The organism is Ureibacillus sp. 179-F W5.1 NHS, assembly GCF_045369345.1.
Lineage (GTDB): Bacteria > Bacillota > Bacilli > Bacillales_A > Planococcaceae > Ureibacillus > Ureibacillus halotolerans.
Genome location: NZ_JBIQFG010000013.1, coordinates 1 through 15,567 on the forward strand (window position 1 = coordinate 1; position 15,567 = coordinate 15,567).

Consider the following 15,567-nt stretch of genomic DNA (forward strand, 5'->3'; position numbering starts at 1 on the left):
AAAAGCAGACTTGTTGTGAACACACAACATCGTCTGCTTGTTTAACTTTTTATAAAGGAATGTAGTTTAATGGGTTTACACTGCCAACACTTTGTCTTACCCAAGTTCCAATATGAATTTCAAAGTGTAAGTGTGGACCTGTTGATGCCCCAGTACTACCCATGGCAGCGATATGTTGACCTTTTGATACTTGAGTACCAACACTTACATGAATTGAACTTAAATGTGCATAAAGAGAAGTGAAAATTTGTCCATCAATGGAATGCGTAATCATAACAACATTACCATAAGTGGATAAAGGTGCTGCATAACTTACAACACCATCTGCTGCTGCTACGATTGGAGTCCCTGTACTATTGGATAAATCGATTCCGTAATGCATTTTACGTTCCCCTGTAATTGGGTGAATTCGAACGCCATATGGGCTACTGTATCGACCATTTGCAGGTTTTGTCCAATTTCCGGATGATACAGCTGGTGCTGAACCACTGTTACTACTTCCACTGTTGCTACTTCCGCTATTACTGCTTCCGCTGTTGCTACTTCCGCTATTACTGCTTCCGCTGTTGCTACTATTATTCTTTTTAGCATTTTCAGCTTCTTTTTTCTTTTGTAGCTCTTGTTGACGAGCAATCTCTAGTAGTCTTTTTTGTTCAGCAGCGATTTGAGCATTGATCTCATCACTAATTTCAACCGCTTCTTCATAATGCTCTTCTAATTGTTGCTTCTCACTGGAAATTTGCGTTTGTTCTTGCTCAAGTTCTTTTACTAGTCTATCTTTCTCAGCTTTTTGAGAATCAAGGGAAGACTTTAAACTTTCTAGCCTTGATTTATTTGATTCTAATTCATCTTTCGTTTTTTCAACGGTTACCTTTTGTTGATCTAGCTTTTCCTGATCTTCTTTTTGCTCTTTAATAATTTGACGGTCTGCATCCATTAACGTATTAACTGCTGAGAAACGGTCAATGAAATCTACGAAACTATTAGCACCTAATAAAACATCGATGTAACTAACAGAACCATTTGCTTGAAGTGCGCGTGCACGTTCTTCAAGTAGCTTGTCCCGTTGTTCGATTTTTTCTTCAAGGGCTTTTATTTCCTTTTTTAACGTTTCAATTTTCTCTGTTGCTTCTGTAATTTCAGTTTCAACAGCAGCAATTTCATTATCCGTTTTTGAGATTTCATTGTTTAAATTGGAAATTTGAGCAATCAATTGATTTTGCTTGTCCTCTAAAACATTAATTTCAGAAGATTTTTCATTAATTTGGCTTTTTAACTCATTTTTTTGGCTTTCAATTTCTGATTTTTCATTTTTTAACTCTGATAAACTTTCAGCATATGTAGCTGGCATTTGAATAGCAAATACTAATGCCACTGCTGAAGCAAATACTGGAAACGTCTTTTTTCTCATTTTCACAAAAGATGACTCCTTTCAACTTAAATGCACATTATTCAACTTTTTTCGCCTATGTAATTGACCGTTAGATCTTTAAGAACTTTCTAACGGACATGAAACTTCCCCAAATTCCTATGAAAATACCAAGCACTAAAATTAATGCATTTACTTGATATAGTAACGGTGTTACATCTAACAGTTGTACTAACTCACCGTGCAATCTAGGTTGTAATACGTTAAATACGTTATAATAAACAATTGATACAACAGCGATTGGAAGTATTGAACCTAATACTCCAAGCCACATTCCTTCTAAAACAAATGGAATTCTTACAAATGAATTTGTCGCACCTACTAGTTTCATAATTTCAATTTCGTCCTTGCGGGCAATAATCGTAATACGAATTGTATTTGAAATTAAGAAAATAGCTGTAAATAGTAAGCCTACAATTAATACTAGGCCAACATTTCTACTTGTATTTAAGAAGCTAAATAGTTTCTCTACTTTGCCCTCACCATACACAACTTCATATGTATTTTCCAAATCATCAATTTTCTTTGCAACTTTGGCAGTTTGTTGTGGATCTGTAGCTTTTACATATAGAACGTTTCGTAATGGATTACTTTGTTCGAATAAGCTTAAATCATCACCGAAGTCCTCTATTAATAGATTCAATTCATTTTCTTTTGAGGAATACTGCACTTCTTTCACATCTGGTAAATTTTTTATTTCACTAATTAATTTATCTTCAGCTTGTTTTGCTTGATTTGGATCATCAATTATGTCAATTAATACTTTTATTTCTACATCGTTTTCAATATCATCCGCTACTTTGTTTAAGTTCATCATGATGATTGTAAAAACACCAACTAAAAGTAATGTTACGGTTACAGCACTAATGGAAGCAAATGTCATCCAACCATTACGACTAAGTGTTTTAAAACTTTCTCGGAAGTGCCGTTTAATCGTTCTACCCTTCATAACCGTAATCACCTCCGTCTACGTCACGGACGATTAAGCCGCCTTCTATTGCAATTACTCGTTTACGAATTGCATTTACAATTTCTCTGTTGTGAGTAGCCATCACAACTGTTGTTCCACGGGCATTAATTTCTTCAAAAATGTTCATAATTTCCCATGAAGTTTCAGGGTCTAAGTTTCCTGTAGGCTCGTCCGCAATAACAACTTTCGGCATGTTTACAATAGATCGTGCAATTGAGACACGTTGTTGTTCACCGCCGGAAAGTTCGTTTGGGAACATGCGAACTTTATGTTTTAGACCAACTAAATCTAATACATCCATTACTTGTTTACGAATGGTCTTTGGATGTTCTTCGATTACTTCAAGGGCAAACGCCACATTCTCATAAACATTTAATCTTGGTAACAATTTAAAGTCTTGGAATACAACACCAAGCTGCCGTCTTAAATATGGTACTTGTCGATTTTTTAAAGTTGTTAAATTTGTACCAGCGATAATTACTTCACCGGATGTTGGTTTTTCTTCACGATACATCAATTTAATGAAAGTAGATTTTCCCGCACCGCTTGGTCCAACCACATAGACAAATTCACCTTGTTTTATATCAACTGAAATTCCGTTAGCTGCGACAACACCATTCGGATATTTCTTCACGACGTTATTCATCTGTATCATTAATTAAACCACCTATATTCATATTAAATTCATTATCTATTCATTCACACATTATCTATTATAGCATTCCTTTTCTTTATTTTTATTACATTTTCGTTTCATATTTAGAGTCCATCTACCTATTTTAGTCAATATATTACATTTTTTTAGTATTTCCGAATTACTTTTTTCTATCTTTTACAATTTCTTCATATTATTTTCTAACCTATCATCTTAAAAATTGACAAAATTTTTATAGTTCTTTAGTAGAGTAAAAAAACCTAAAAATGTTAGATTATTGTCTAACACTTTTAGGTTGAAATGGAAATTTTTATTAATATAGATTTACTCAGCAATATATCGAACGATTATGCTTCCTGTACGAGATTCGCCAGATAGTTTTAAAATATTGGCATCTTCGATTAATTTCTCAAAATACAATGTTTTAAGTAAAAATTGATCTTCTTCTGATCGAATGACTACATCAGAAAGGCCAACATCTGCTTTTCCAAAGTTAGTTGTTACTTGCCCATCAACAGATATTGTTTTTGGTACATATAGCTCAACAGCTCCAGCTACTGTTTGTGCTTTTACTTTACGTGCATCTTTTGCATTTGTCGTTATAACTAGTGTACCGTTAACCGACTCTGCTTCAACTTCTTTAAGTTCTCCATCGATATAAATACGTCCGTTTACTGTTTCCGTTTCTAAATCTTCTCCTATGACATCACGGAGTTCAATGGATCCATTCCCTGTCTCAATTGACGCATGTTCAAAGGATGTATGATTTACTTTAATTGTCCCATTATACGTTTTTAACTTTATTAATTTTGCATCGAGGCTTTGAACTGTAACAGAACCATTTAATAAACGTACTAAAACTACGTCATATAGTTTCTCAGGTACAACTAAACGTAGAGAAACTTGAGACATTTTTGTCGAAACTGAGATCGTTAATTTCCCGTTTACTAGTTGAACTAATTGTTGTTCAAATTGTTCTTTTGTTTTTTCTTCATTATGATCATTCACAGATGTTTTTACTTGGGCTTCTACTAAAAATTGATTATCTTCCGATTTGATGATATCGACTTTCCCATTCGGTATGTCTATTTCAACACCTTTTATTTCATCGGATTCATAAGCATAGGTTTTCATGAATTGTACCTTTTCTCCAAAAGGAAATTCGAAATCAAAGTCTTTTATTTTCGAAAACGTAGAATTCATCAGCCCAACTACCCGATTACTAAATTGGGATAAATCTTGTTTTAAATCATTCATAAATTCATCCATTTTCTTATTTGTTTCTTTATTGTGAAATGCTTTGCCAAATATATCTTCAAATCCTGTTTTTTTCGATTCTTCTTCTGTATGTTGGGAAGTTTCCTTTTGCTCTGAATCATTTGTCTTTTCCGTATTTGTCGTTAGAGGTACATTCGTTACTTGTGTGGAATCCTTTTCTTTTGTTAACGCCTCAAGTAAAACAATCGCTTCTTCAGCGGAGATTGTTCCATTTTCAACTAATTTTAAAATGCGTTTACGTTCATTTTCCATAAAAAAAGCCTCCCTCTACTTTGTATACTTAATATACGAAGAGGGTGGCTAAAAAGTTTCATTTCTCTTTTATGATAGACAATTGTCGACGATTATTTGTTAGAAGCTTCGGCTAAAAGAGTTTCCATCCGTTTTCTGTCTCTCTCTAATATAGGTTTTAAATATTGACCAGTATAGGATTTTTCATGATTCGCTATTTCCTCTGGAGTGCCTGTAGCGATAATCGTACCGCCATTTTCTCCCCCTTCTGGTCCAAGGTCGATAATATAATCTGCTGTTTTAATAACATCTAAATTATGTTCAATGACAAGAACGGTATCACCATTATCTACAAGCCTTTGTAATACTTTTAAAAGACGGGCTATATCATGAGCATGTAAACCCGTTGTTGGTTCATCTAAAATATAAAACGATTTTCCAGTGGATCGTCGATGTAATTCTGATGCCAATTTAACCCGTTGTGCCTCCCCGCCTGATAATGTAGTGGCAGGTTGTCCGAGTTTCATATAACCTAATCCTACATCAACGATCGTTTGTAGTTTTCTTTGAATTTTAGGGACATTTTCGAAAAATACAACCGCATCTTCAATTGTCATATCTAGTAGTTCAGCAATATTTTTTTCTTTATAACGAACTTCTAAAGTTTCACGATTATATCGTTTCCCATGACAAACTTCACATGGAACATAGACGTCAGGTAAAAAATGCATTTCAATTTTAATAATGCCATCACCACGACATGCTTCACAGCGGCCACCTTTTACATTAAAACTAAAACGGCCCTTTTTATAACCACGAACTTTCGCTTCATTTGTTGAAGCAAATAAATCACGAATATCATCAAATACACCTGTATACGTTGCAGGATTTGAACGCGGTGTACGACCAATTGGTGATTGATCAATATCTATTACTTTGTCTAAATGTTCGATTCCTGATATGTCTTTATGGGCACCTGGTTTTGAGCGGGCACGATTCAATTTTTGAGCAAGGGCTTTATATAAAATTTCATTAATTAATGTAGATTTTCCAGAACCTGATACACCCGTAACGGCAATAAATTGTCCTAAAGGAATATCAACACTTACATTTTTTAAATTATTTTCTGTTGCCCCTTTAATCGTTAGTTTACGTCCATCCAATTTTCTTCGTTCAATCGGAAGTGGAATAAATTTGCTTCCGCTTAAATATTGTCCTGTAATCGATGAAGCGTTTTTCATCACTTCCAAAGGTGTTCCAGAAGCTACAATTTCTCCGCCGTGAACACCAGCACCAGGACCAACATCGATTAGGTAATCAGCGGCTAACATCGTATCCTCATCATGTTCAACGACAATTAATGTATTACCTAAATCCCTCATTTCTTTCATTGTTGCGATAAGTCGGTCATTATCTCGTTGATGGAGTCCGATTGAAGGTTCGTCCAAAATGTATAATACCCCTGTTAAACGGGAACCGATTTGTGTAGCAAGTCGAATTCGTTGCGCTTCTCCACCAGATAGTGTGCCAGCTGCCCTTGATAGCGTTAAATAATCTAGCCCAACATTTATAAGGAAGCTCAATCGCTCAGTAATTTCACGGATGATTAATCGGGCAATTTGCATTTCCTTTTCTGAAAGGTTTAATGTAGAGAAAAATTCATACATATCCCCAATCGAATGCTCGGTTGCTTCAGCAATGTGTAACCCTTCTACTTTTACAGCTAATGTTTCCGGCTTTAATCGATACCCTTTACACGTTGGACATGGTTGTTGGGTCATATATTTTTCCATTTGTTCCTTTACGTAATCGGAAGTAGAATCACGGTAACGTCGTTCAATATTACGAATAACTCCTTCAAATTCTATTTCCTTATCATGGACACTGCCGTATTCACTTTCATAATGGAAATGGATTTTTTCCTTCCCAGAACCATATAAAATTTTATCCATTTGGCTTTTCGGTATTTGTGACACCGGTACATCCATTGGGATACCATAGTGATCACAAACGGCTTTTAAAAGTTGTGGGTAATATTGGGAACTTGTTGGCTCCCAAGCAGCAATCGCATGTTCTTCCAAAGTCTTTTCCCAATCAGGAATTAATAAATCAAGATCTACCTCTTGTTTTGTTCCTAATCCGTCACAAGATGGGCAAGCGCCAAAGGGACTGTTAAATGAAAACATACGAGGCTCTAGTTCACCGATGGAAAAACCACACAACGGACAAGCATGATGTTCACTAAATAATAACTCTTCATGTTCCATCACATCCACTATCACTTTTCCATCAGCTAGTTTACATGCTGTTTCTAAAGAGTCACTTAAACGGGACGAAATCCCTTCTTTAATAACGATTCGATCGACTACTACTTCAATATTATGTTTTTTATTTTTATCAAGTTCAATGGAATCATCTAAATCCCGCATTTCTCCATCTATTCGAACACGAACAAATCCTTGTTTTTTCAAATCTTCAATTAGTTTAACATGGGTTCCCTTTCGACCCGATACGATTGGTGCGAATAGCTGCATTTTCGTACGTTCTGGATATTCCAATAAGCGATCTACCATTTGTTCGATTGTTTGGGAAGCAATTTCAGTTCCGTGATTTGGACAAATTGGTTTTCCAATTCGAGCAAATAGTAATCGTAAATAATCGTAAATTTCCGTAACCGTCCCTACTGTTGAACGTGGATTTCGACTAGTTGTCTTTTGGTCGATGGAAATAGCAGGTGATAACCCTTCAATTAAGTCAACGTCCGGCTTGTCCATTTGACCTAAAAATTGACGGGCATAGGCCGAAAGGGATTCTACGTACCGGCGTTGCCCTTCAGCATAAATCGTATCGAATGCAAGGGACGATTTACCAGAACCAGATAACCCAGTTATTACAACTAGCTTATCTCGTGGTATCGTTACATTAACATTTTTCAAATTATTTGAACGTGCACCTTGTACAACAATTTCAGTATTTTTCACTATTGATCACCCTTCCACCTTCAACTCAAATATCGTATCTCTCAATTCTGCTGCACGTTCAAAATCAAGGGCTTTCGCAGCTTCCTTCATTTCTAATTCTAAAGATGCAATCAGTTTTTCGATTTCAGATTTCGTCATTTTCTTACCTTTCGTTACTTTAGTAACGTAAGTTTCTTCCTCTTCTGCCGCTTGTGTAGCTCGAATTAATTCTGGTATTTTCTTCTGAATTGTTTTTGGTGTAATGCCATGCTCTTTGTTATATGCTTCTTGAATAGTTCGACGGCGTTTTGTTTCATCAATCGCTTTTTTCATCGAATCTGTTATATGATCTGCATACATAATGACATGACCGTTAGCATTTCGAGCTGCACGACCAATTGTTTGAATTAATGATCGTTCAGAACGTAAAAAACCTTCCTTATCTGCATCCAATATAGCTACAAGGGATACTTCAGGAATATCTAGTCCTTCCCGCAATAGGTTGATTCCAACTAATACGTCATATGTTCCTTTTCGAAGTTCTCTTATTATTTCGATTCGGTCTAGCGTTTTTACTTCTGAATGAAGATATTCTACTTTAATCCCCATTTCTTTAAAGTAATCTGTCAAATCTTCGGCCATTTTCTTTGTTAATGTCGTAACAAGTACTCGTTCTTGTCTTTTTGTTCGTTCGTTAATTTCATCGATTAAGTCATCGATTTGTCCTTCTATTGGACGTACATCGATTGTTGGATCTAATAATCCAGTTGGTCGTATAATTTGTTCTACCATTTCTGGTGTATGCTCTATCTCATATGGTCCAGGTGTGGCGGATACATAGATTGCTTGATGAATATGTTGTTCAAATTCTTCAAATTTTAACGGTCTATTATCCAATGCAGAAGGTAAACGGAATCCATGCTCTACTAATACGTTTTTACGAGCTTGGTCTCCATTATACATTCCTCGTATTTGTGGCAATGTAACATGACTTTCATCAACTACTAATAAAAAATCTTTTGGGAAGTAATCAAGCAACGTATATGGTGTTGCCCCTGCTTCTCTCAACGTTAAGTGACGGGAGTAATTTTCAACTCCCGAACAAAAACCCATTTCCCGCATCATTTCTAAATCGTAATTTGTTCGTTGTTCAAGACGTTGCGCTTCAAGCAATTTATCTTCTGCTCGGAATTTGGCTAACTGTTGTTCAAGTTCCTTTTCAATATTTTCAATCGCCTTCCGCATCTTTTCTTCCCGGGTAACGAAGTGGGAAGCTGGGAAAATCGCTACATGTTCCCGGTCGCCTATAATTTCTCCTGTTAAAGCATCCACTTCTCGGATTCGCTCAATCTCATCACCGAACAATTCAACTCGAATACATTTCTCATCCCGTGATGCTGGGAATATTTCGACCACGTCCCCACGAACACGGAACGTCCCACGGGTAAAGTTCACATCGTTTCTTTCATATTGAATATCTACTAATTTTCGTAGTAATTGATTACGTTCTATTTCCATTCCAGTTCGCAGTGAAACAACCATTTCACGATATTCCTCTGGATTCCCTAAACCATAAATACAGGAAACAGAAGCAATAATGATAACATCCTCTCTCTCAAATAATGAGGATGTTGCCGAGTGTCTTAATTTGTCAATTTCATCATTAATGCTTGAATCTTTTTCAATGTATGTATCGGTTTGTGGTACATACGCTTCTGGTTGATAATAATCGTAGTAACTAACAAAATATTCTACCGCATTATTTGGGAAAAATTGTTTAAATTCACTATAAAGCTGACCTGCCAATGTTTTATTATGGGCAATGACGAGGGTTGGCTTCTTCACTTCTTTAATAACGTTAGAAATTGTAAATGTTTTCCCTGTACCAGTAGCCCCGAGTAATGTCTGATGTCTTTTGCCCTCTTTTATTCCTTTAACAAGTTCTACAATAGCATTAGGCTGATCCCCACTCGGTTTATAGGCAGAATGCAATTCAAAAGTTTCGGTCATTTATCGTTCGTCCTTTCCACCCAAATGTTCTATGAATAAATTTTAGCATAACCAATCGAAAAATACGATTAATAAGCGAACGTACATTCTTAAAAAGATTATTGATCATATATCTAATACTAATTTTTACCATAGATTGGATTATTAAAACTTATAAAAGAAAAACGACGATCCATGTAAACATTTACTGCAAGGATCGACGCTATAATCTGCTTATAAATTTTTCTACTATTTCATCAACGAAGACTGCTTTTTATATAAAAATATATAGGAAAACAAATAAACCACCTTTAAGTTAATTGTCTACCCAAATGTTACATTCGGATTTAGACAACAACTCTTTAGGTGGCTTATAAAACTTGGCATTATGTTACATTAATGTCTCTTGCGATTCGTCCAACTCTTGAGATTCTTGTAACTCATTAAGCTCTTTTGTATAAGTATAAAACGCGTCTTCATTTCTTTCATCTAATGCACTATCGATGAGATCTTTCAACTGTTCAATTCTTTGCAATCTTTGCATGCGGTTTAAAAACAAGTCCAAATAAATGTCATTCAATAATTTTTCAGATTCGTTTGCATGTTGATAGTGTCCAACTGCCTTAAGAAAATCTGTGTATGAATAATATTTATCCATCGATAATCACCCCGATTCCCTTTTTTCTATTATAAAAAATCGGTTATCAATTTGCAATATATTCTGAAAAATATGTGATTTTTTCTTAAATTGGTGTTAGTAACAATTTATATGATTTCCTTACATATTAGCCAACAGAATTAATAGATTGAGGACTTTTGAATAAATTATTCCTTCCATTTATTATTTAAAATTTTATTTTTATTTAATTAAAAACGGAGAAATTTAAATTTAAGAATTTTTCAAAATTTCCCATTGAAATAGTTCTAATATCATATTATGATTTTCTTAAATCGGTTATATAGCATTAATTAGATATTGAAAAGGAGGATGTTTATGTTGGAAGATGTAAATGTTGTTAATTCTTATCATATCTCATTTAATACTTATTTAATCGAACCTATGGAACATGGAGAAAAACTATACTCTCGCGTTTACGATAAAAACGGAGAAATTATTGTCGAAAGAAAACCTCTTTACATAGTAAGAAAATCCTGTTATGCAATGGGCAGTAATTATAATGCAGCACGTATGGTTGCGAAACGTTTCTTTGGTAAAGAGAAACATAAATTGCCTATCATTATTTCTCATGATTATGGGATACCTTGTGTCTTCTTCCCGCTTCTATCTCCTGCGTCGCCTAGTAATGTTTGGATTGGACTTCATGCGATTATTAATATACGCCGTTTAAAAGACTTTACCGAAATTACTTTAAAAAATGGAAAAGAACTCGTTCTACAAATTAATTACTCATCCTTCTGTTCCCAATACGTATGCGCAACAATGCTGCAAAAATATGCTGCTAACCAGCGACTGATCATTCAAAATGAATTACCCTTTTGAGTAATTGTTGAAGCTTTATTTAAATATAATTTAAGCAAATCTTCAACTTGATTTCGAAGTCGTATATTTGAATATCTTCTAACTTCCATTATTTTCATATAATGGAATTGGTACTCAGTAAATAATTCATCGCGGTTTCCTTGAACAACTCTAAGCTGATGATTTTTCAAATAATCCTTTGTTTTTTTTAAATCATCTTCTGCGTATCTTCTTGCTTCATCAATTAAATAAATATAGGGACGCTTTAACTTAAACTGTCCATTTTCTATTTGTGCATGGTCTTTTTCTAAAACGATTAATAACATTGGTAAATAGATGGCCGCTTCTAGATATGGGACAGTTTCAATGGGAATATGTGCCATTAAAAAACCCTCCTAAACAGTAGAACACTTGTTCTTATTATTATATTACAACAAATTTTAAAAAATGCAATTACAGAATACAGGAAAATAATAGTATGTCTAAAGAGGATGATCTTTCGAGAGAAAAGCAATACTTTATAGTTAAAAATATGAATTAACTCTATTTGCTAATAACCGATGAATAAAATACATCTAAGAGTCATTCAGAAAATACGATCTATCTCTTATTATTAGACAAATAAATATAAAATAATAAAAACCTTTTCGATCAAGGAATTTCATCCTTATCGAAAAGGTTTTGAAGTAATTATTACTGTCCAATACGTGAACGTAAGAAGGCGTTGATGAAATCATCTAAATCTCCGTCCATTACCCCTTGAACATTACCTGTTTCAAAATTTGTACGGTGGTCTTTTACCATTGAATAAGGGTGGAATACATAAGAACGAATTTGAGAACCCCAACCAATTTCTTTCTGTTCTCCACGAATAGCAGCCAATTCAGCTTGTTGTTTCTCAATTTCAAGTTGGTATAACTTTGCTTTTAACATACTCATCGCTTTTTCACGGTTTTTAATTTGAGACCGCTCTGCTTGGCAAGAAACAACTACGCCTGTAGGAATGTGCGTAATACGAACAGCTGAGTCCGTCGTATTAATGTGCTGACCACCAGCACCAGTTGCACGATACGTATCAATTTTTAAATCTTCCGTTCGAACTTCGATTTCAATTTCATTATTAAACTCTGGCATTACATCACAGGAAACAAAGGAAGTATGACGACGTCCAGCTGAGTCAAAGGGTGAAATACGTACTAAACGATGTACGCCCTTTTCCGCCTTTAAATAGCCATATGCGTTATGTCCCTGAATTAATAAAGTAACAGATTTTATACCGGCTTCATCACCTGGCAAGTAATCCATTGTTTCTACTTTAAAGCCACGTTTTTCAGCCCAACGAGTGTACATACGTAATAACATCGAACCCCAATCTTGAGATTCGGTTCCACCAGCACCTGGGTGAAGTTCTAAAATTGCATTATTTTTATCGTATGGTTCACTTAAAAGCATTTGAAGCTCAAACTGATCCATTTTCCGTTGAAACTCTTCTAATTCATTACCTAGTTCGGATTGTAAATCTTCATCCGGCTCTTCTTTTAAAAGTTCTAACGTCATTTCTAAATTTTCATGGGTCATAATCAAGTCATTAAATTCATTAACGATTGCTTTTAAACCGTTTGCTTCATTGATGACTGTTTGTGCCGCGTTTTGGTCATTCCAAAAATCCGGCATCAGCATCATTTCATCCAATTCTTGAATACGCGCCTCTTTGTTTTCTAAGTCAAAGAGACCCCCTGAAGTCCGCCAATTTTGAGGCTGTAGTTTCCAACGTGTTTCTTACATCTGATAATTCAATCATTAAAAATCCTCCGTACTATATAATTAAATTGAGAGAACCGTACCATCATAAGATGACTACGGTTCAAGTTCATAAATAAAGGGTCTTCGATTTACTCTACACCATGGCAGTTTTTGTATTTTTTGCCGCTACCGCATGGGCATGGATCGTTACGGCCAATTGTATCGGATTTACGAATCGGTTGTTTTTTCTTCGGTGCAGCTTCTTCTTTCGGATTAACTGCCTGTCCTTTTGCAACCTCTTCCCGTTCTAAATTGTTGCGAATTTGGGCTTTCAGTGCATATTTCGTTACATCTTCACGAATAGAAGCAATCATATCTTCAAACATTGCAAATCCTTCTTGTTCATATTCGCGTAACGGATCATTTTGACCATAAGCACGTAAATGGATACCTTGACGTAATTGATCCATCGCATCAATATGATCAATCCATTTCGTATCAATTGAACGAAGTAAAATAACCTTTTCAAATTCACGCATACGTTCAGGAGATAACTGTTGTTCTTTTTCATCATAACGTTTTTGAACTTCTGCATAAATATATTGAATCATCTCTTCAGGTGATTTTCCTTCAAGATCGCTCGCTTTAATAGCTCCCTCTTCTAATAAATTTGCTTGAATGTAATCTTCGAGGGCTTTTAAATTCCAATCTTTTTGTTCGCCTTGTGTATGAACAGCGACGATATTTTCAATAGACTCTTGAATCATCGCCTCAACTAAAGAACGCATATTTTCCGTTTCAAGAACATCACGGCGCTCTTTGTAAATAACTTCCCGTTGTTGACGAAGTACATCATCATATTGTAATAAACGTTTACGAGCATCGAAGTTATTACCTTCAACTCGTTTTTGTGCAGATTCAACCGCTTTTGATACCATTCCTGATTGGATAGGTTGAGTATCATCCATACCAAGTCTCGTCATCATCGCTTTCATTTTATCTGAGCCGAAGCGACGCATTAAATCATCTTCTAAAGATAAGTAGAATTGGGTAACACCAGGATCCCCTTGACGTCCAGAACGACCGCGCAGCTGATTATCAATACGACGGGATTCGTGACGTTCCGTACCAATGACAGCCAAGCCTCCAAGCTCTAAAACGCCATCTCCTAATTTAATGTCAGTACCACGACCAGCCATGTTCGTTGCAATCGTTACAGCACCTTTATTCCCCGCATTAGCAATAATTTCAGCTTCCCGCTCATGATTTTTCGCGTTCAAAACATTGTGAGGAATTTTATGTTTATCTAGTAATTTCGAAATGATTTCAGACGTTTCAATCGCCACTGTCCCAACTAAAACTGGTTGCCCTTTTTTATGACGTTCCGCAATTTCAGCGGCAACCGCATTAAATTTCCCATTCATCGTAGCAAAAATTAAATCCGGTCTATCTTCACGGGCAATTGGTTTGTTTGTAGGAATGACAACTACTTGCATATTGTAAATATTACGGAACTCTTCTTCTTCCGTTTTTGCTGTTCCGGTCATACCAGCCAGTTTCTCATACATACGGAAGTAGTTTTGGAACGTGATCGTTGCCATCGTCATTGATTCATTTTGAATATCTACACCTTCTTTTGCTTCAATTGCTTGGTGTAGACCGTCAGAATAACGGCGTCCTTTCATTAAACGTCCTGTAAATCCATCGACAATGACAATTTCTCCATCTTGAACGACATAATCAACATCGCGATGCATAGAAACATGGGCTTTTAATGATTGGTTGATAGCATGGAGTAATCTTACATGGGATAAATCAAATAGGTTATCAATATTAAAAGCCTTTTCTGCTTTAGCAATACCAGTTTCCGTTAATGTAACCCCTTTTGTTGTTTCATCATAAGTGTAATCTTCTTCTGCTTTTAACAAGCGAACAAACATATTCGATTGAACATAAAGCTGGGCAGTTTTCCCTGCTTGACCTGAAATAATTAAAGGCGTACGTGCTTCATCAATTAAGATGGAGTCAACTTCGTCAATTACAGCGTAATAAAGAGGTCGTTGTACTCGCTCTTCTTTATAAAGCACCATGTTATCACGTAAATAGTCAAAACCAAGTTCATTGTTCGTACTATATGTAATATCAGCAGCATAGGCTTCACGTTTTTCTTCTTTCGATAGGCTATTTAAATTTAACCCTACCGTTAAACCTAGGAAATTATATAATTGACCCATTTCATTAGCGTCACGGCTAGCAAGATATTCATTGACTGTTACAACATGTACACCTTTCCCAGTTATAGCGTTTAAATAGACCGCCATTGTAGAAGTTAATGTTTTCCCTTCCCCGGTTTTCATCTCGGCAATATTACCTTCATTTAATGTAGCAGCACCCATAATTTGAACGCGGAATGGATACATCCCTAGTACACGACGAGATGCTTCCCGACATACGGCGAAGGCTTCTGGAAGTAACTGCTCCAATGTCTCCCCATTTTGATAACGCTCTTTGAATTCAGTCGTTTTTTCTTTTAAGTCTTCGTCACTTAACTGTTCCATCTGAGAAGCTAGAGCTTCGACTTGATCAGCAATTTTGTTTAATTTTTTAATTTCTTTTTTGTTAAGATCAAATATTTTATTTAAAATGTTAGCCATGAAATTTTTCACTTCCCATATAGTCTTAATACATATTTTATCACTACCTATATAGTAGGTGCAAATACCCTTCCTATTTTCGACGAATGTAACTAACCTCCAGAAAGTTTTCTTTGAAAGAAGTATAAAAATTAAACATTTCGTGAAGAAGGATAAAAGATGAATCTTATAGAAATAC

11 protein-coding genes are annotated in these 15,567 nt (G+C 35.4%); 1 reads left to right on the forward strand and 10 read right to left on the reverse strand.

What is annotated here, in order from left to right; translation table 11 throughout:
* Window positions 1–49 precede the first annotated feature (49 nt).
* The 7 genes from ACH0B5_RS08055 to ACH0B5_RS08085 form a co-directional block, all read right to left on the reverse strand.
* Window positions 50–1,411 carry a murein hydrolase activator EnvC family protein gene (locus tag ACH0B5_RS08055; RefSeq protein WP_406927708.1) on the reverse strand — a complete coding sequence of 454 codons (1,362 nt, stop codon included), beginning with the start codon at window positions 1,409–1,411 and terminating at the stop codon, window positions 50–52.
* Window positions 1,412–1,481: 70 nt separating this feature from the next.
* A complete protein-coding gene (ftsX, locus tag ACH0B5_RS08060; protein ID WP_122971035.1) occupies window positions 1,482–2,378 on the reverse strand; it encodes a permease-like cell division protein FtsX in 897 nt (298 codons plus the stop codon).
* Entirely contained in the window at window positions 2,368–3,054 is a 687-nt protein-coding gene (gene ftsE, locus ACH0B5_RS08065; RefSeq protein ID WP_122971036.1) for a cell division ATP-binding protein FtsE, read from the reverse strand. Before ftsE ends, ftsX begins: the two co-directional genes overlap by 11 nt.
* Window positions 3,055–3,378: 324 nt before the next feature.
* The gene (locus tag ACH0B5_RS08070) at window positions 3,379–4,584 is read right to left on the reverse strand and encodes an SHOCT-like domain-containing protein (protein WP_122971037.1); all 1,206 of its coding nucleotides are present in this window, start codon (window positions 4,582–4,584) and stop codon (window positions 3,379–3,381) included.
* Between the two features lie 92 nt (window positions 4,585–4,676).
* Window positions 4,677–7,544: an excinuclease ABC subunit UvrA gene (uvrA, locus tag ACH0B5_RS08075; RefSeq protein ID WP_122971038.1), complete on the reverse strand. Its 2,868-nt coding sequence runs from the start codon at window positions 7,542–7,544 to the stop codon at window positions 4,677–4,679.
* A 6-nt stretch (window positions 7,545–7,550) separates the two neighbouring features.
* A complete protein-coding gene (uvrB, locus tag ACH0B5_RS08080) occupies window positions 7,551–9,533 on the reverse strand; it encodes an excinuclease ABC subunit UvrB (protein WP_122971039.1) in 1,983 nt (660 codons plus the stop codon).
* Window positions 9,534–9,903: 370 nt separating this feature from the next.
* On the reverse strand, window positions 9,904–10,170 hold the full coding sequence (locus ACH0B5_RS08085; protein WP_122971040.1) for an IDEAL domain-containing protein: 267 nt from the start codon (window positions 10,168–10,170) through the stop codon (window positions 9,904–9,906).
* Window positions 10,171–10,506: 336 nt separating this feature from the next.
* On the opposite strand from ACH0B5_RS08085, the gene ACH0B5_RS08090 reads away from it, so the two are divergent.
* Window positions 10,507–11,013, forward strand: a complete 507-nt coding sequence (locus ACH0B5_RS08090; protein WP_122971041.1) for a competence protein ComK — start codon at window positions 10,507–10,509, stop codon at window positions 11,011–11,013.
* Here the strand turns inward: ACH0B5_RS08090 and ACH0B5_RS08095 are convergent.
* The 3 genes from ACH0B5_RS08095 to secA all read right to left on the reverse strand — a co-directional run bounded on the left by ACH0B5_RS08095 (window position 10,992) and on the right by secA (window position 15,389).
* Window positions 10,992–11,375: a YhjD family protein gene (locus tag ACH0B5_RS08095; protein WP_341361813.1), complete on the reverse strand. Its 384-nt coding sequence runs from the start codon at window positions 11,373–11,375 to the stop codon at window positions 10,992–10,994. The genes ACH0B5_RS08090 and ACH0B5_RS08095 overlap by 22 nt on opposite strands.
* A gap of 310 nt (window positions 11,376–11,685) precedes the next feature.
* A protein-coding gene (gene prfB / locus ACH0B5_RS08100; protein WP_122971076.1) for a peptide chain release factor 2 occupies window positions 11,686–12,790 on the reverse strand; the annotation gives its coding sequence in 2 pieces (ribosomal slippage) (window positions 11,686–12,717 and window positions 12,719–12,790; 1,104 coding nt in all).
* A gap of 94 nt (window positions 12,791–12,884) precedes the next feature.
* Entirely contained in the window at window positions 12,885–15,389 is a 2,505-nt protein-coding gene (gene secA, locus ACH0B5_RS08105; protein WP_122971043.1) for a preprotein translocase subunit SecA, read from the reverse strand.
* Between the last annotated feature and the right edge of the window lie 178 nt (window positions 15,390–15,567).